Source organism: Streptococcus cuniculi (assembly GCF_001921845.1).
Lineage (GTDB): Bacteria > Bacillota > Bacilli > Lactobacillales > Streptococcaceae > Streptococcus > Streptococcus cuniculi.
Window position 1 is genome coordinate 70,146 of sequence record NZ_MSJM01000002.1, and the last position, 16,816, is coordinate 86,961.

At 43.2% G+C, this 16,816-nt stretch carries 18 protein-coding genes; 11 read left to right on the forward strand and 7 right to left on the reverse strand.

What is annotated here, in order from left to right:
• Position 1 precedes the first annotated feature (1 nt).
• From BU202_RS02095 to BU202_RS02105, 3 genes are all read left to right on the forward strand, one after another.
• Positions 2-601, forward strand: coding sequence for a lysozyme family protein (locus BU202_RS02095; protein WP_075104154.1), 600 nt, complete (start codon positions 2-4; stop codon positions 599-601).
• 112 nt (positions 602-713) lie between these two features.
• Positions 714-1,487, forward strand: coding sequence for an SDR family NAD(P)-dependent oxidoreductase (locus BU202_RS02100; RefSeq protein ID WP_075104155.1), 774 nt, complete (start codon positions 714-716; stop codon positions 1,485-1,487).
• The gene (locus tag BU202_RS02105; protein ID WP_075104156.1) at positions 1,484-1,927 is read left to right on the forward strand and encodes a hypothetical protein; all 444 of its coding nucleotides are present in this window, start codon (positions 1,484-1,486) and stop codon (positions 1,925-1,927) included. The genes BU202_RS02100 and BU202_RS02105 overlap by 4 nt, the downstream gene beginning before the upstream one ends.
• 98 nt (positions 1,928-2,025) lie before the next feature.
• Here BU202_RS02105 and BU202_RS02110 read toward each other — a convergent pair whose 3' ends face one another.
• The gene (locus BU202_RS02110) at positions 2,026-2,475 is read right to left on the reverse strand and encodes a helix-turn-helix domain-containing protein (protein ID WP_075104157.1); all 450 of its coding nucleotides are present in this window, start codon (positions 2,473-2,475) and stop codon (positions 2,026-2,028) included.
• Positions 2,476-2,673: 198 nt separating this feature from the next.
• On the opposite strand from BU202_RS02110, the gene BU202_RS02115 reads away from it, so the two are divergent.
• A complete protein-coding gene (locus BU202_RS02115; RefSeq protein WP_075104158.1) occupies positions 2,674-2,910 on the forward strand; it encodes a hypothetical protein in 237 nt (78 codons plus the stop codon).
• A 77-nt stretch (positions 2,911-2,987) separates the two neighbouring features.
• Here BU202_RS02115 and BU202_RS02120 read toward each other — a convergent pair whose 3' ends face one another.
• Both BU202_RS02120 and guaA read right to left on the reverse strand, forming a co-directional pair.
• Entirely contained in the window at positions 2,988-3,695 is a 708-nt protein-coding gene (locus BU202_RS02120) for an alpha/beta family hydrolase (protein WP_075104159.1), read from the reverse strand.
• Between the two features lie 241 nt (positions 3,696-3,936).
• Positions 3,937-5,484: a glutamine-hydrolyzing GMP synthase gene (guaA, locus tag BU202_RS02125; RefSeq protein WP_075104160.1), complete on the reverse strand. Its 1,548-nt coding sequence runs from the start codon at positions 5,482-5,484 to the stop codon at positions 3,937-3,939.
• A 130-nt stretch (positions 5,485-5,614) separates the two neighbouring features.
• Here guaA and BU202_RS02130 point away from each other — a divergent pair, with 130 nt between their 5' ends.
• The 6 genes from BU202_RS02130 (at position 5,615) to BU202_RS10440 (ending at position 11,482) form a co-directional block, all read left to right on the forward strand.
• The gene (locus BU202_RS02130; protein ID WP_075104161.1) at positions 5,615-6,313 is read left to right on the forward strand and encodes a GntR family transcriptional regulator; all 699 of its coding nucleotides are present in this window, start codon (positions 5,615-5,617) and stop codon (positions 6,311-6,313) included.
• Between the two features lie 91 nt (positions 6,314-6,404).
• On the forward strand, positions 6,405-6,737 hold the full coding sequence (locus tag BU202_RS02135; RefSeq protein WP_075104162.1) for a putative DNA-binding protein: 333 nt from the start codon (positions 6,405-6,407) through the stop codon (positions 6,735-6,737).
• Between the two features lie 11 nt (positions 6,738-6,748).
• A complete protein-coding gene (gene ffh / locus BU202_RS02140) occupies positions 6,749-8,314 on the forward strand; it encodes a signal recognition particle protein (protein ID WP_075104163.1) in 1,566 nt (521 codons plus the stop codon).
• 35 nt (positions 8,315-8,349) lie between these two features.
• Entirely contained in the window at positions 8,350-8,499 is a 150-nt protein-coding gene (locus BU202_RS10525) for a hypothetical protein (protein WP_167364734.1), read from the forward strand.
• 485 nt (positions 8,500-8,984) lie between these two features.
• A complete protein-coding gene (locus tag BU202_RS02145; RefSeq protein WP_075104164.1) occupies positions 8,985-10,424 on the forward strand; it encodes a flotillin family protein in 1,440 nt (479 codons plus the stop codon).
• A gap of 479 nt (positions 10,425-10,903) precedes the next feature.
• Entirely contained in the window at positions 10,904-11,482 is a 579-nt protein-coding gene (locus tag BU202_RS10440; RefSeq protein WP_075104166.1) for a PBECR4 domain-containing protein, read from the forward strand.
• 56 nt (positions 11,483-11,538) lie between these two features.
• Here BU202_RS10440 and BU202_RS02160 read toward each other — a convergent pair whose 3' ends face one another.
• A complete protein-coding gene (locus tag BU202_RS02160; protein ID WP_083605737.1) occupies positions 11,539-11,934 on the reverse strand; it encodes a GNAT family N-acetyltransferase in 396 nt (131 codons plus the stop codon).
• A gap of 160 nt (positions 11,935-12,094) precedes the next feature.
• Here BU202_RS02160 and xerS point away from each other — a divergent pair, with 160 nt between their 5' ends.
• Positions 12,095-13,165, forward strand: coding sequence for a tyrosine recombinase XerS (gene xerS, locus BU202_RS02165; protein ID WP_075104167.1), 1,071 nt, complete (start codon positions 12,095-12,097; stop codon positions 13,163-13,165).
• A 56-nt stretch (positions 13,166-13,221) separates the two neighbouring features.
• Here the strand turns inward: xerS and BU202_RS02170 are convergent, their stop codons facing one another.
• The 3 genes from BU202_RS02170 to BU202_RS02185 all read right to left on the reverse strand — a co-directional run bounded on the left by BU202_RS02170 (position 13,222) and on the right by BU202_RS02185 (position 16,798).
• On the reverse strand, positions 13,222-14,733 hold the full coding sequence (locus tag BU202_RS02170; protein WP_075104168.1) for a phosphohexomutase domain-containing protein: 1,512 nt from the start codon (positions 14,731-14,733) through the stop codon (positions 13,222-13,224).
• Positions 14,734-15,194: 461 nt separating this feature from the next.
• Positions 15,195-16,136, reverse strand: a complete 942-nt coding sequence (locus tag BU202_RS02180) for a sensor histidine kinase (RefSeq protein ID WP_075104170.1) — start codon at positions 16,134-16,136, stop codon at positions 15,195-15,197.
• Positions 16,133-16,798, reverse strand: a complete 666-nt coding sequence (locus BU202_RS02185; RefSeq protein ID WP_075104171.1) for a response regulator transcription factor — start codon at positions 16,796-16,798, stop codon at positions 16,133-16,135. Before BU202_RS02185 ends, BU202_RS02180 begins: the two co-directional genes overlap by 4 nt.
• Positions 16,799-16,816: the final 18 nt, after the last annotated feature.

Consider the following 16,816-nt stretch of genomic DNA (forward strand, 5'->3'; position numbering starts at 1 on the left):
GATGAAAAAACTAACAAGAACGATCGCCCTTGTCGTCCTTGTTTTTCTAGCCTATCAATTCTACAAGATTCACCGAGATGTCAAGCAGGTCATGACCTACCAAACCATGGTTCAAGAGATACTCGCTGAAAATGACACCAAGGCCAACGAAGAATTGGTGCTAGCTATGATTTACACGGAAACGAAAGGGAAACAGGCTGATGTCATGCAATCCAGCGAATCCGCATCAGGATATGCAGATACCATCACAGATAGCAAGGAAAGCATTCGCCAAGGGGTCGAATACTTGAGTCAGAATCTCCTATTAGCAGAAGAGGCCAACGTGGATGCTTGGACGGCTGTTCAGGCCTACAACTATGGTCCTGCCTATATTGAATACGTTGCCCAAAACGGCGGTAAAAATACTATTGAACTGTCTACCAGCTATTCAAAAGATATTGTGGCGCCAAGCCTTGGCAACACCACAGCCCAAACCTACACCTACTATCATCCCATCGCCCTCTTGCATGGCGGCAAACTCTACGTGAACGGTGGCAATATCTACTATTCACGGCAGGTGCGATTTAATGTCTATTTAATTCGGTTGATGGGATTATTTTAAAGAAAACGAAAGAGTAAGGAGATAATGTTCGTCTTTTCTGCTCTTTTTCTTTTTCCCTTTCTCCTTTCTCAAAAAAAGTGGTATAATGAAAGAAAGGAAAAGGAGGGGGAGCATGACAAGATACGTACTGATTACCGGTGCGACAAGTGGAATTGGAAAAGCGATGGCCTACGCATTTGCCAAAAATCGTGATCAGGTGATTCTCACGGGTCGTAGAGTAGAAAAGTTGCAGGAAATCCAGGCTGATATAACAGAAAAATATGGTGTTGAGGCTTTCTATTACCAGATGGACGTGACAAATGCAGCAGAAGTAGTAGCGGTTTGCCAGCAGATGTTAGCAGACCTACCGCAGATTGACATCTTGGTCAATAATGCAGGTTTGGCGCTAGGGCTTGAAAAATTCCATAACTATGACGTGGCAGATATGGTCACCATGCTCGACACCAATGTGAAGGGCTTGCTGTATGTGACGCGCCAGATTCTACCAAGCATGGTCGAACGTGACCAAGGGCATGTAATCAATATTGGCTCGACAGCGGGTATCTATGCCTATGCAGGGGCAGCAGTCTATGCGGCCACAAAATCAGCTGTCAAGGTCTTGAGTGACGGTATCCGTATCGATACCATTGACAAGAATATCAAGGTCACGACCATTCAGCCAGGGATTGTGGAAACTGATTTCAGTCAGGTGCGTTTTCACGGGGACAAGGAGCGGGCAGCGACTGTCTATCAAGGAATTGAAGCCTTACAAGCAGAAGATATTGCCCAGAGCGTTCTATTTGTTGCCAACCAACCCCGCCACGTACAAATTTCAGATATGACCATTATGGCCACCAAACAAGCCACAGGATTTATGATTCACAGAGAAAGGGAGGATCATTCATGAAAAAATACACACTTCTTGCCATGTCTTTACTGGCTGTTTTAACCTTATCTACAGGCTGTTCTACGAAAACTCCCAAAACTAATGCGAGTAGTAGCGCAAGTTCTAGCCAAGTATCGACTAGCTCCTCATCCTCTACAGATAGCTCTTCTTCAGTAGCAGCGGCATCCAGTTCTGAAGCGCCAGCTGCAGAGCCGGTCACAGATCCTGCTGATGCCATACAGAATGACAATACAGGTGTGACCCTAGATAGTGGTCAGGATACGATTAACTATGCCAATAGTATTCTTGGAGACAAGGGCTGGACAGTCTTAGAAGACAATTACAATCGGACGGATTCCATCCCATATAACCTCTTGCAAGGAACAGACGGCTCACTCTACCGCGTCTATCAGAATGGTGTGATTCTCGACATGGACGATACGGTTGTGCACCAACCTTAGTGAGTAAAGAAGTTTCAGGCAAACAAAAAAACGAACAGAGGAAGCATTCTGATGAACGGACTTCCACATGTTCGTTTTTTCTATTTTGATGCGATGTTTTACTCTGACTGTTTCAATGCACCTGACTCATAGAGCTGCGCGATGAGGCTGGTTTGGGCTTCTTTTTCAAAGCCTAGTTCAGAGAGAAGGGTCATCATTCTTGCTTCAGAAATGCCTTTTTCTTTGGCAGAAGAGAGGGTTTTAAAGATGCTTGAAATGACATAATCGGCGATTTTGCTGCTTTCTTCGACAGACATTGGCTCATGATCAAGCGATGAGATGGTACTATATTCCTTATCACGCTTTCCAGTGAGGTAGTCGACACTCACCTGAAAGAAGATGGCTAAGTCTGTAATCTGAGCGAGATTGGGCTCGAGTAGGCCACGTTCCCATCTGGAATAGGTTCCTTGTTTGATATTGAGCTCATTTGATAATTCCTGTTGGGTTAATTGGGCACTTTTTCGTAACTCTTTCAGTCGCTGGCTAAAGAGATTTTTACTCGTATCCATGATTGACTCCATTTTTATTCATAATCGTATATTTTTTTGTTGACAAATTAGATACCAATTAGTATACTATAGATATACCATTTGGTATTAGTCATATAAAGAATCTTGTAGGATTATTTTACCATAAATCAGGCTAAATGCCTATGGTCAGATAGAGAGTTTGCACAAAAGGCACATGGAAGTAGAAAAGGAGAGAAGATGGAGTATATCAGTGCGGATCCCCATACCTTGACGGATATTATTGGAAAATTGACAGAGTTAGAAATGGTCGGCTATATTATGTATTCGCCAAAATTAAAGAAAAGAATCCTTTTGACCAACGAAATGTACAATGAATTGGACAAGGAGGAGCTACATCTCCACCAATCCCGACGTGAGGCCGTTATGCAGGCAATGGATTTAGTAAAAGAGTTCCTGTCAGAAGAAAAGGGCTAAACAAGCCTTTTTCTTTTTATAAGATATAAGTCATTAGAACATCAAAGCCCCTAACCATGCGGGCTTTTTACGTTCTATTATTTTTCCATAAAGTCAACCATCTGCCGAATGATCTCATCCTGTTGTTCGGAAGCAGAAATAGTAGCGGTACCGTCTTTTCGTTGTTGACCGTAAAGACCGAATCCGCTGTGATTTCCACCCTGAATGGTCACATAGTGTGTCGTTTCTGGCAGGCGTTTTTTAGCTTCTTCATATTTGTCCCATTTTAGGACCTTGTCTTCTGACGCAGTCAGCGACAGCACAGGGAGCTGGCTTTTTGCTAAGTCGGTGCTATCAGGCGGATAGGCTGCTAGTAGTATCAAACCTTCAACTTGGGGGAGTGCTGCGTTCATGCTAGCTACAACCCCGCCTAGGGAATGCCCGCCGATATACACTTGCTTCAAGTCATAACGTTTGATGACTTCTTGGAGCTTGCCAGTAGAGAGAATGGGAAGATGGAGGGTGGAGTGGAGGAGATAGACCGTATAGCCATGGTCTGCGAGTCCTGCGCCTAATTTGGCATAACTTGCATCTTCGACCAGACCGCCACCGTATAGAATCACGGCTCCTTTTTCATCTTTAGCCTTGAAAATGGTGGTTCCTGCCTCATTTGTGGCATTCTCCATATAAGCTAGAGCCTCTGAAGTAGGCTTGTAGGTCATGGTCTTGAGTGCAATACCGCCCGAGATTCCCACCACAAGCAGTAGGAGTAGTCCAATTTTAAGGATCTTTTTCAATCGTTTCATGTTGTTTCCTTTTTTACTAATGTTTTTTAAATGAAATAAAAAGTCGTAGTTTTGCTTACTGTTCATCAAGAAAAGAAGCCCTTATTGGAGCTTCTTTGGAGACACTCTGGCGACAATTCAATTGTTTTCATCTCGTTTTTACATGATTTATCAACTTTAAATAGTGCTAAATCAGGAATGGAAAAGGCCGTCAAAACTCTCTAGTTTATAGGCTCAGGCTAAAATGGTCTACTAGACCATTTTACTCCCACTCGACTGTTGCTGGTGGTTTGCTGGTGATGTCGTAGACGATGCGGTTGACGTGATCGACTTCGTTGACGATACGAACGGAGATTTTTTGGAGGACTTCCCATGGGATTTTGGCGAAGTCTGCGGTCATGCCGTCGATAGAAGTGATAGCGCGGATAGCAATCGTGTAGTCATAGGTACGACCGTCTCCCATTACTCCAACAGAGCGGACACCGGTATTGACGGTGAAGTATTGCCAAATGTCGCGGTCAAGTCCAGCTTTTGCGATTTCTTCACGGAGAATGGCATCAGACTCACGAACGGTTTCAAGTTTTTCTTCAGTGATTTCCCCCATGACGCGAATGGCAAGCCCTGGACCTGGGAATGGTTGACGCCAAACGACTTCATCAGGCATGCCAAGTTCTGTTCCTAAGGCACGAACTTCGTCCTTGTAAAGGGTGTTGAGCGGCTCAATCAACTTGAACTGCATATCTTCTGGCAAGCCCCCTACGTTGTGGTGCGATTTAATGGTTTGAGCCGTATCTGTTCCAGATTCGATAACGTCTGTATAGAGCGTTCCTTGGGCAAGAAATTCAACATCAGTCAGCTTACTTGCTTCGTCATCAAAGACATAGACAAATTCATTTCCGATGATTTTGCGTTTTTGTTCAGGGTCAGATACGCCTGCTAATTTATCAAGGAAACGTTTGGCAGCATCTGCCTTGACAATGTTCAAGCCAAATTTACCACCTAGCATCTCCATGACTTGGTCGGCTTCGCCCTTGCGAAGCAGTCCGTGGTCAACGAAGATACAGATGAGTTGATCCCCAATCGCTTTTTGGAGGAGAACCCCTACAACAGATGAATCAACCCCGCCAGATAGTCCAAGAAGCACCTTCTTGTCCCCTACGGTTTCACGAATCTTGGCAATCTGCATGTCGATGAAATTGTCCATTGACCAATCGCCTTTGGCACCACAGATATGGAGTGCGAAATTGCGCAAAATATCATTTCCATAAACGGAATGGCGCACTTCTGGGTGGAATTGAATCCCGTAAATCTTTTTATCGGGATTTTCAATGGCTGCATAAGGGCAATCAGCTGAAACTCCTGTGCGGACAAAGCCTTCAGGGATTTCAGTCACCGCGTCCCCATGGCTCATCAAGACCAGCTGCTCTTCAGGCGTTCCCTCAAAGAGAGGAGAAGGAGTGTGGGTCAGCTCAGATTGGCCGTATTCACGATTTCCAGCGTCGCCAGCAGGAACGACCTTGCCACCGAGCTTGTGGGTAATCAGTTGCATACCGTAGCAAATCCCCAAAATGGGAATACCTAGCTCAAAAATTTCTGGGTCAATATCAAAGGAACCGTCTTCGTAAACAGAATTTGGTCCACCGGAGAGCACGATTCCGACAGGGTTCATCTCACGAACTTCAGCTGCTGAAATCTTGTGGCTCTTGAGTTCGGAGAAGACACCAATCTCACGGATACGGCGTGAAATCAGCTGATTGTACTGGCTACCATAGTCCAGAACGATGATTTTTTCGACGTCTTGGAGTGTCATGTTATTTCCTTTCAAATAAAAATATCAAATGATGTTTCTTATTCTATCATAAAAACGAACAATTTGCAGTAAGAATGGTTAAAAAGATAGAAATTTGGTACAATAGAAAGAGAAACGAAGAGGAGTGAGTATGAAAGCTGCTTATATTGCCATTCACGATAAATTAAAAGAAGAAATTGACCGTGGAGTCTGGAAAATCGGCGAGCGTTTACCGAGCGAGCGGGACTTAGCTGATGAGTTTGGTGTGTCGCGAATGACCTTGCGCCAAGGGATTACGCTTTTGGTGGAAGAAGGGGTTCTACAGAGAAAAGTTGGTTCGGGAACCTATGTGGCTAGCACCCGTGTCCAAGAAAAAATGCGTGGAACCATGTCTTTTACAGATATTATTCAACTTCAAGGCAAAACTCCGTCCAGTCAATTGTTGTCCTATATCCGAACAAAGCCCAATGATAAGGAAGTGAGTCAATTGAATTTACAGGCAGGAGAGTATGTCGTGCGGATGGAACGTGTGCGTTTTGCAGATAATATCCCTGTTGTCTATGAGGTGGCCAGTATCCCTGAGCGTTTGATTCATAATGTCAAAAAGAGCGATGTGACCAATCATTTCTTCAAAACCTTGACGGAAAATGGCTACCGTATCGGGAAAAGCCACCAGACCATCTATGCTCGCTTGGCCAACGAACAGGTAGCCAAACACCTACAAATCACTAAAAATCAAGCCATTTTGGCGCTGCGCCAAGTTTCGTATTTGGAAGATGGTCAACCGTTTGAGTATGTCAATAGTCAATATGTCGGCGAGCGTTTTGAATTTTATTTAGAAAACAATTAGTTTGCATAATATTTATTATGTAAACTTTTTTATGACTAAAAATAGATAGGCAGGCTTTATCCCATGGGAAAAATTTGGTATAATAGAGGGTATGGAAATTGAAAAAACAAATCGGATGAATGCCTTGTTTGAATTTTACGCGGCGCTCTTGACCGATAAACAGATGAATTATATTGAGCTGTATTATGCGGATGATTATAGTCTAGCGGAGATTGCCGAGGAATTTCAGGTCAGCCGTCAGGCGGTGTATGACAATATCAAGCGGACGGAGAAGATTTTAGAAGATTACGAGAAAAAATTGCACATGTATTCCGATTACATTGTCCGCAGTCAGATTTTTGATCAAATCCTCGAACGTTATCCCGCAGATGACTTTCTGCAGGAGCAAATCACCATCTTAAGCAGCATTGACAATAGAGAATAAAGGAGAAGACCATGGCTTTTGAAAGTTTAACCGAACGTTTACAAAATGTCTTTAAAAACCTACGCCGTAAGGGCAAAATCAGCGAGAGCGATGTCCAAGAGGCGACCAAAGAGATTCGTCTAGCTCTTCTTGAGGCGGACGTTGCCCTACCAGTCGTGAAGGACTTTATCAAGAAGGTCCGTGAGCGGGCTGTTGGCCATGAGGTCATTGAAACGCTGAATCCTGCCCAACAAATCATCAAAATTGTCGATGAAGAATTGACTGCGATTTTAGGGTCTGATACAGCTGAAATCAATAAATCACCAAAAATCCCAACCATTATCATGATGGTCGGTCTGCAAGGGGCTGGTAAAACGACTTTTGCAGGGAAATTAGCCAATAAACTTAAAAAAGAAGAAAATGCTCGTCCCTTGCTGATTGCGGCGGACATCTATCGTCCAGCAGCCATTGACCAGTTGAAAACCTTGGGTCAACAGATAGAAGTGCCTGTCTTTGAGTTGGGGACAGGTGTTCCAGCGGTTGATATTGTCAAGCAAGGTCTTGAAGTTGCTAAACAAAACAATAATGACTATGTCTTGATTGATACGGCAGGTCGTCTGCAAATCGACGAAGTTCTCATGAACGAATTGCGGGATGTGAAGGCACTTGCCCAGCCAAATGAAATCCTCCTCGTGGTCGATGCCATGATTGGTCAGGAAGCAGCGAATGTCGCTCGGGAGTTTAATAACCAGCTCGAAGTGACTGGGGTGATTTTAACCAAGATTGACGGGGATACCCGTGGTGGTGCGGCGCTCTCTGTTCGCCATATCACAGGAAAACCAATCAAATTCACCGGTACAGGTGAGAAGATTACCGATATTGAAACTTTCCACCCAGACCGCATGTCTAGCCGTATCCTCGGCATGGGAGACATGCTGACCTTGATTGAGAAGGCTTCTCAAGAATATGACGAGAAGAAATCGCTTGAACTCGCTGAAAAAATGCGGGAAAACACCTTTGATTTCAACGATTTCATCGATCAGCTCGACCAAGTTCAAAACATGGGACCAATGGAAGATTTGCTCAAGATGATTCCAGGAATGGCAGGCAATCCAGCCCTTGCCAATCTCAAGGTTGATGAGCGCGAAATCGCGAGAAAACGCGCCATCGTCTCGTCCATGACACCAGCAGAGCGTGAAAATCCTGACTTGCTAAGCCCGAGCCGTCGCAGACGGATTGCCAATGGTTCTGGAAATACCTTTGTCGAAGTCAACAAATTCATCAAGGACTTTAACCAAGCCAAGGCCATGATGCAGGGGGTCATGTCAGGTGATATGAACAAGATGATGAAGCAGATGGGAATTAACCCCAATAATCTTCCGAAAAATCTGCCCAACAACATGGACATGTCTGCCCTTGAAGGCATGATGGGACAAGGCGGAATGCCTGATTTATCAGCCTTAGGCGGAGCTGGTATGCCAGATATGAGCCAAATGTTTGGCGGCGGATTGAAAGGTAAAATCGGTGAATTTGCTATGAAACAATCCATGAAACGCATGGCCAACAAAATGAAGAAAGCGAAAAAGAAGAGAAAATAAATCTCTTCTTTTTGATATAAAAATGATGTCACTTGGTGAATAAGGTGATGGACCGTGAGCAACTTGATAAGGGCTTTGCGACCTGGTTAAGTCAGATATTTGATAAAGACGAGACCGCCCAGTATACAGTCCATATCGAAGTCTGGTATCGAGACGATACAATCATCGACCAAGATTATCGGTAGACCAATCGAAAGTTTAGTTTACGTAATATTTATTATGTAAATTAAAAACATAGACAAACCCAAGATCTATTTAAACAAGTTCAAAAGCCCTGCTGACGTTACATTCAATTTCCGATTTTTGCGAGCAGAGCGAGCCTCATCAGATACTTTTCGCTGTGGTAAAAGTAGGGAGTGGGATAAAAATCGTGATTTCGTAGAAATCGATTATCCTCGCTCCTTTGTTTCTGGGCTCGGGCTAAAATAATCCACTGGATTATTTTACTCCGTAGGAAGTCGCTATACAGTCCGAACCACCTAAGAAAAGTATCGCAAAAGAACTTTTTCTTTAACCTAATTTTACATAATATATATTATGTAAAATTTTTTCTTGTTTAAAAAGATATACGTAAAATGGATTATCGTAAGTATTTTCATTAAAATTAAAAGTGCATAAAGGTTCATTTTATGCTATACTGAGGATAATAAAATATTTATGAGGTGAAAAAATGGATCTATTATATTTAATTGTTCTAATCATTGTAGTCCTCGCAATTCTAGGGATTTTCTTTGCGGGATTCGTATCTGCAAGTCCCGGAGAGATTAAGGTCATCTCAGGCCCAAGAGGGCAACGTGTTCTCCATGGTAAAACTGGTTGGAAAATTCCAATTTTAGAACGTGTTGACACTATGACAGCCGGAATGATCTCTGTTGATGCTCGTACGTCAGATTATGTCCCAACTAACGACTACATCAATGTCAAAGTAGACGCCGCGGTAAAAGTCAAAATTGGCACAGAGCGCCCCGAGCTATTTCAAGCGGCTACTCGCAACTTCTTATACAAAACCTCTGATGAAATTGCCGATGAAGTTCGTGATACCTTAGAGGGGCATTTGCGGGCCATCATTGGGCAAATGAAATTGGCGCAAATTGTAACTGACCGTGTATCATTCTCAGAAAAGGTGCAAGAAAACGCGACTAAAGACCTGGAAGAGATGGGGCTTGAAATCGTCGCATTTAATATTCAAGGGTTGATTGATGACAAAGGTGTCATTGAAAATCTTGGTATTGACAATACCGAGCAAATTCGTAAAGAAGCTGCAAAAGCAAAGGCAAAAGCGCAACAAGAAATCGCGCAACAACAAGCTGAATCGGATAAATTGGCGAATGAAGCACGTGTAGCAGCAGACCTTGAAATCGCTCAAAAGCAAAACGAACTTGCAAAACGCCAAGCAGCCTTACAAGCCGAAGCTGATACGGAGCGTGCGAAGGCTGATGCGGCCTATGCGATTCAACAAGAAATCCAGCGTAAAGAAATCGAACGTGAAACTGCTGAAGCAAACATTGTGAAGCAAGAAAAAGAGGCTGAAGTTAAAACACATGAGGTTGAAGTGCGTAAGCAACAGCTCGCTGCTGACATTAAAGCACAAGCTGATGCCGATAAATACGCTCGCCAACAGGCTGCCGAGGCCGACCGTTTAGAGCGTCAAGCAAAAGCAGATGCTGAATTGTACGAAACTCAAAAAGAGGCTGACGCCCGCAAAGCTCAAGCCGAGGCGGAAAAATTTGCACAACTCCAAGAAGCTGAAGCAATTGCCGCAAAAGGTAAAGCAGAAGCTGAAGCAATTCGCTTGAAGTTGGAAGCCGAGGCTAAAGGGTTACTCCAAAAAGCTGAAGCCATGAAACAAATGCAAGATGCGGCCATTACAGAAATGGTTGTCAATGTCTTACCAGAAATTGCGAAGAATGTAGCTGCTCCGCTTACAAATGTTGATTCCATTACCATGTACGGTGACGGAAATTCTGCCAAAATGGTAGGTGACATCATGAACACCATGAGTCAAGTGACAGAAGGAATGGGAATCGACATAAAAGAGTTGATTACAGCAACTTTAACTGGACGTGCAGCTGGACGTGCAATCGCTGAAAACACAGAGGAACAGGCATAGTTCAATAAGTCTCAAGCAACAATGTTTATGACGACTTTATTTCACGCATCGCAGAGACTTCTTATTTTAATCTTATTTTATTTAGTTCCTGAATATCTGGATTTTGGAAAGAAAATGAGCAAGCGACGTAAGAAATATGTCCTTAGTCTATCCTTTGACCAGTATTTAAAACGACTACTTTAAATCAAAAAGTGTTTGAGGTAGAAAAAAGAGAAGACTTTTTCATGTGTTTGTCGTGATATGATGAAAATTGCTTGAAATTTAGTAAGAATAGTGTATAATAGAAATATAGATGAGTAGTCGGCTCATGGTCAATCTGATAGTAATCTTGGACATAAGGGCCAAGCGGGTGGCGGACACCAAAACTAAATCCGATATCAATCTTGGACACAAGGGCCAAGCGGGTGGCAGACACCAAAATAAACCGACTAAAAAGATGACCCACAAATGTGAGTCGTCTTTTTGTTTTGGAGGAGTACGTGAAACAGAAAGACAAGTTTAGAAAACCTAATCCTAAAGAACTACGATACTTGGAACACAGCATGAAGACGTTACATGAAGCTGCATGTTATTTCCAAGAACATTTTGTTGGTCGAAAAATGATTTATAGTACCTCAAAGGATGAAATAGCTGTTTACTTTTCGGGGAGTAACTATATGCATCTATGTGGACTATCCTACTCTAAAGGAACAGAAAAATTCTTTATCGATTGCTTGGACAAAAAAGTTGATTTAAAATATTTAAAGGTTAAAGAAAATGGAACAACCATGCAAAAACTGCAAGTGCTGGCTTTTGTTTCAGAGCTAACTAGCCCTTATTTAAAACTTACTGGATCAGGGCGTTACTTATTCTTGGAGTTTGACTATGCATTGAGAACGAAGAAGCAGATTCTGGCTGTCACTTTGAAAGCGACGACTCATAAGATTGTACCACAGTCATTATTGGACTTAAAATCACAGAAGAGTTTTCCGATTGGTGAAGGAGTGACTCGGATTTATTCTATAGATTTATTGACACAAGAAATTAAAGAATATTTTAACTTGAATCGTGGCGATTGAAGGTAAATTCAAGTCTTTTTGATAGTTAAAACCCTATAATTTAATTTATGTAAACTCTAGAAACGATATTCCATGATAATCTCATCAGCATCTCGTTCACCCGTTTCAGAAAAGCCCAGATACTGATAAAATTGCCTTGCCGCCACATTGTCTTCGATGTAGCAAAGACGTAGTCTTGAATAACGTTTTTCATTTTTTAATAACGATAACAACTGAACAAGAGCCTGTTTGCCGTAGCCTTTTCCTTGAAATTCATCAGCGATAAAGAACTCCGCCAGGATATAGGCATCTAGGTCAGGAGCGTCATAATATAAGAACAGACCAATCGGGGTATGGTGATGGAAAATCCAACCAGCTGTGCTAGAAAAATGACGATAGGCATAGGCTCGAGCCAGAGTGGTCGCTACACTAGCAACGAATCTTTCCTGTTCAGGTTTAACTTTGATAGGCATGCGCCAATTGTCAGGGGTTATTTCTTGAAAATGAATTATATTGAATGTCCTTTATTAGTATGACGTATCCCACAAACATCTTTCCGAAAAACTATAATTTTCTTGAAATATATCTATCCTTGTGCTATAATGATAGATAAGAAAAGATTTGGAGAAAGCCATGCGACGTGAATTATTATTAGAAAAAATTGAGCAACTAAAAGCCGTCATGCCCTGGTATGTCCTCGACTACTACCAGTCAAAGCTCGCTGTACCTTACAGTTTTACAACCCTATACGAATATTTGAAAGAATATCGGAGATTTTTTGAATGGCTGATTGATGCTGACTTGGTGTCTGTATCCCACATTTCGGAGATTTCCTTGGATACTCTGGAGCATTTGACCAAGAAAGACATGGAGTCGTTTATCTTGTATCTGCGCGAAAGACCCTTGCTGAATGCCAATACCACTCAAAACGGGGTTTCGCAGACAACCATCAATCGAACCTTGTCTGCCTTATCAAGTCTGTATAAATACTTGACCGAGGAGGTCGAAAATGAGCAAGGTGAGCCTTATTTTTACCGCAATGTCATGAAAAAGGTATCGACTAAGAAGAAAAAGGAAACTCTTGCTGCGCGGGCTGAAAATATCAAGCAAAAGCTCTTTCTGGGCGATGAAACCATGGAATTTTTGGACTATGTGGACAGCCAGTATCAGGTCAAGTTATCCAAACGTGCCCTCTCCTCTTTCCAGAAAAATAAGGAACGGGATTTGGCAATTTTAGCCCTTCTGCTGGCTTCGGGTGTGCGCCTTTCAGAGGCAGTTAATCTCAATCTAGCTGATGTCAATTTAAAAATGATGGTCATCGAAGTCACACGAAAAGGGGGCAAACGAGATTCTGTTAACGTAGCGAGCTTTGCCAAGCCCTATTTGGAGAACTACCTTGCCATTCGTCAGCAACGCTACAAGGCTGAAAAGTCCGACATCGCCTTCTTCTTATCGGAATACCGTGGCCTACCCAATCGCATGGATGCATCTAGCATCGAAAAAATGGTCGCTAAATATTCGGCTGACTTCAAGATTCGTGTGACACCGCACAAACTGCGCCACACGCTCGCAACGCGTCTCTATGATGCGACCAAGTCTCAAGTCTTGGTGAGCCACCAGCTAGGTCATGCCAATACACAGGTGACAGACCTCTATACCCATATCGTCAATGATGAGCAGAAAAACGCCTTGGATAAGCTCTAGAAATAATCATATAGGAAAAAAGTTTACATAATCTATTTTATGTAAACTTTTTATCTTTATTCTCCAATGATTTCTTTCATTTTAGCTTGATTGACCTGAGGATAGGCAGCTAAAAAGGCAGACAAGCGTTTGAGGATCGGAAGAATGTAGCCTGATTGATCATTTTCCACTTGGAGGACCAAAAGTGGCTCATGGAGGCTCATTCGCAATAAGAACCAGCCATCTCCATACGGATCCGTTACATCAAAGCGCACTCCTTCTTCGTTTTCAGGATTAAACTGGAAGCCGTCAATCGACTGCGCTTGTAAATCAGCAATCACCTGTTCGCCCAGGGCTCGGTAGTCTTCTGCTTCTAGCTTGAAGCGGACTTCTTGTGTCTCTACAGGTTGTTTCAACTGCGCAATCAAATCATCTAGACTAGTGCCCTCTGCTTGCAAGCGTGGCAATAACATCAGGATTTTTGCTGCTGCATAGGTTCCATCATCCAGGAAGTAATTTTCCTTGAAAGCAGCATGTCCAGAAGTTTCAATCGCCAACTGGCAATCAATGCCTGCTGCATTGGTCTCAATCGCCTTGTTAATCACATTGCGATAGCCTGAAATATAGCGAATTTGCTTGCCACCCAACTCTTCAATAAAGCGTTTTAGATGCTCGGAAGTTGGTGAATTGGTCACAATGCTCGTTCCAGAGTGTTCTTGCAGAATGATTTGACTTAGAACAGCAATCAGATTGTTACGGTTTAATATTTCACCAGACTTAGTCACCAAGGCAGCGCGGTCGACATCGGTGTCAAAGATAATCCCTAAATCTGCCGCATTTTCTAGGACTGCCTTCTGAATGCTGGCCATAGCTTCTTTATTATCTGGATTTGGAATATGATTTGGGAATGTGCCATCTGGATCTAAAAATTGTGAGCCCCTTGTATCAGCTCCCAAAGCCTGTAACACCTTGTCCGCAAAGAAGCCCCCTGCTCCATTTCCCGCATCTACAATGATGTGGAGACCCTTTAATGGCGCTTCTGCTCCTTGGTTGGCCTGACGAATTTTCCCGACCAAATCTGCCGCATAAGGGGTCAGTAGGTCTGCTGTTCTAACGCTTCCGCCCGACTGTGTAGCTATTTCTTGGTCATGCTCAAGGATGAAGGCGATATCTTCATGCTCTGCACCGCCTTTTTGGCTAAAAATTTTAATTCCATTGAAATAATAAGGCAAGTGGCTCGCGGTCACCATGACACCCGCATGACAGGCAAATTCCGCATATTGGGTACTCATAAAAAGTGCTGGGGTGGTGGCTAGACCAAAGTCGATTACCTGTACGCCCAAGCGGACGGCTTCTTCTGTAAAAGCAGCTACCAGACTAGGACCACTCAATCGGCTATCGCGCCCGATACCGATGGTCAATTTGCCTGACTGATGGAGCTGAACCAGCGCTTCGTCTTGACAAAGCCAATGAACCAATCCGCGGACAATTTTTGTGACAGCTTCCGGTGTGAGATTCACCGCCAGCTCGTCTGTTGCAATCGCAATCCCACGAATATCTGAACCATTTTGCAAAACATGATGTGCCATAACTTCCTCCTTTATCTATTTCCTAGTATATCATCTTTTAAAACGTTTTCAAGTATTATCTAAAAATCGCTGTAAAAAATAAAATTTACATAATTTATGTTATGTAAACTAAAAACATAGACAAACCCAAGATCTATTTAAACAGGTTCAAAAGCTCTGCTAACGTAACATTCTATTTTTTCGATTTTCGCGAGCGGAGCGAGCCTCGTCAGATACTTTTCGCTGTGGTAAAAGTAGCGTCATTATCGGTAGTGACGCTACTCGGAAATTTTGAGACCTTGGGCTCAAAATTTAGGTATGGAATTCCATAGGAAGTCGCTACCGTCCGAACCACCTAAGAAAAGTATCACAAAAGAAACCTAATTTTGCATAATCTATATTATGTAAATTTTGATAATCTATTCTCATCGTCGTGCATGGAGGAGCTGGGCGCCACAACTGGCACTCTTTCTCTACTCCTCCTACTTCTCTTGCCAAATGCGGACCTGCGTTCCTTGGTCAATTTGGCTTGTAATCTGAATCATCAGACCTAATTGTGTCAGGACACGCTTGGTTAGGTAGAGGCCAAAGCCGCTAGCTTTCTGGTGTTCACGACCGTTGTAACCCGTAAAGCCTTCTTCAAACAAGCGTGGAATATCCTCTGGCAAAATCCCAATTCCCTGATCGGAAATCGTGACCCCATTGTCCAGATGAATGGTTACGGTACCGCTATTGGGGCTATATTTAATCGCATTGTCGATGACTTGTGAAAGAGCAAAGGACAGCCATTTGCGGTCGCTTTTTATCTGCCAAGTTCCCACCACTTCAACCGTCATTTCCTTTTGGAGGAATTGACTGCGGTATTTTTTGACCAATGCGATGATGACGTCCTTGACCTCGACTTTTTCAAAGCGGAAATCGCTGGCTTGATTGGACAACTTCATGTAATTTAAGAGATTGGCCATATAGTTGTCCAGACGGAGCAACTGATGATTGACATCGGTCTGATTAAGCTGATTGGTCTGGCTCATGAGAGAGAGAGCCGCCAAGGGAACCTTCATTTGGTGGGACCATATTTTAATCAGAGCCTGCCACTCATTTTCCCGCGACTTGTAGGCAAGAATCTCTTGCTTGGCCACTGCTTTTTCTTGCGCTAGTAACTGGAGATAGGCAAGGTCAGACGGGAGGTGGAATGCATCCAAGATTTCTTCATACAGGGCCTCTTCTAGCATGAGTTGCTTGCGCTGAAATCTGAAAAAGAGCCAAACCGTCCAAATGGCAAGGAGACTGCCGGTAAAAAAGAGGCTTTGGAGAATAAAATCAAAAGGCAGATGGTAGAGGGCAAACATGCCTAAAAAGCCAATTCCCATAAGGAGATAGAGCAGGTACCAGCCAGCGTATTCTTTCATAAATTTTGCAATCATTGGACGACATACCCCACTCCACGAATGGTATGAATGCGGTCAAATCCTAGCTCGCTGACTTTTTTTCGCAGACGAGTCATGTTGACATTCAAGGTGTTCTGGTCAATAAATTCCTCATTTTCCCATAGCTGTTCGAGGAGTTTTTCCTTAGTCACGACTTGGCCTTGGCTCTGCATGAGGGTGGTCAAAATCTTGGTTTCCGTAGGTGATAGCTGAATCTGATTCTCTCCATGGCTCAAACGCCCATCGACACTTAATTGATAATCATCAAGGACGAGCTGGGTTGTCTGGGTGAATTGCTGGATACGGCGTAAAAAGGCCGCGATTTTGGCATCTAAGAGGGCTAGCGAAAACGGTTTTGAAATGAAATCATCTCCGCCCATATTCATCGCCATAACGGCGTTCATCTCATCATCGCTACTGGAGATAAAGAGAATCGGCATGGTCATGGTCTTGCGAATCTCTGTCGTCCAGTAAAAGCCATTAAAATAGGGCAGGCTAATATCCATGAGCACAACATCGGGTTGCCATTCTGCTACTTCCTGACTGACGGCGCGAAAATTGCGTACGCTTTTCACTTGGTATTGCTGGCTAAGATGCGTTGTCAATAATTGCACAATCGTCTCATCATCTTCTACGATGTAAATTTTTTCTTTTTTCATATCCTTATTGTATCAAAA

Bases quoted from the DNA above. Each gene is read 5' to 3' on its own strand.
- BU202_RS02095 (WP_075104154.1), top strand. From the start codon at position 2: ATGAAAAAACTAACAAGAACGATCGCCCTTGTCGTCCTTGTTTTTCTA.
- BU202_RS02100 (WP_075104155.1), top strand. From the start codon at position 714: ATGACAAGATACGTACTGATTACCGGTGCGACAAGTGGAATTGGAAAA.
- BU202_RS02105 (WP_075104156.1), top strand. From the start codon at position 1,484: ATGAAAAAATACACACTTCTTGCCATGTCTTTACTGGCTGTTTTAACC.
- BU202_RS02110 (WP_075104157.1), bottom strand. From the start codon at position 2,475: ATGGATACGAGTAAAAATCTCTTTAGCCAGCGACTGAAAGAGTTACGA.
- BU202_RS02115 (WP_075104158.1), top strand. From the start codon at position 2,674: ATGGAGTATATCAGTGCGGATCCCCATACCTTGACGGATATTATTGGA.
- BU202_RS02120 (WP_075104159.1), bottom strand. From the start codon at position 3,695: ATGAAACGATTGAAAAAGATCCTTAAAATTGGACTACTCCTACTGCTT.
- guaA (WP_075104160.1), bottom strand. From the start codon at position 5,484: ATGACACTCCAAGACGTCGAAAAAATCATCGTTCTGGACTATGGTAGC.
- BU202_RS02130 (WP_075104161.1), top strand. From the start codon at position 5,615: ATGAAAGCTGCTTATATTGCCATTCACGATAAATTAAAAGAAGAAATT.
- BU202_RS02135 (WP_075104162.1), top strand. From the start codon at position 6,405: ATGGAAATTGAAAAAACAAATCGGATGAATGCCTTGTTTGAATTTTAC.
- ffh (WP_075104163.1), top strand. From the start codon at position 6,749: ATGGCTTTTGAAAGTTTAACCGAACGTTTACAAAATGTCTTTAAAAAC.
- BU202_RS02145 (WP_075104164.1), top strand. From the start codon at position 8,985: ATGGATCTATTATATTTAATTGTTCTAATCATTGTAGTCCTCGCAATT.
- BU202_RS02160 (WP_083605737.1), bottom strand. From the start codon at position 11,934: ATGCCTATCAAAGTTAAACCTGAACAGGAAAGATTCGTTGCTAGTGTA.
- xerS (WP_075104167.1), top strand. From the start codon at position 12,095: ATGCGACGTGAATTATTATTAGAAAAAATTGAGCAACTAAAAGCCGTC.
- BU202_RS02170 (WP_075104168.1), bottom strand. From the start codon at position 14,733: ATGGCACATCATGTTTTGCAAAATGGTTCAGATATTCGTGGGATTGCG.
- BU202_RS02180 (WP_075104170.1), bottom strand. From the start codon at position 16,136: ATGATTGCAAAATTTATGAAAGAATACGCTGGCTGGTACCTGCTCTAT.
- BU202_RS02185 (WP_075104171.1), bottom strand. From the start codon at position 16,798: ATGAAAAAAGAAAAAATTTACATCGTAGAAGATGATGAGACGATTGTG.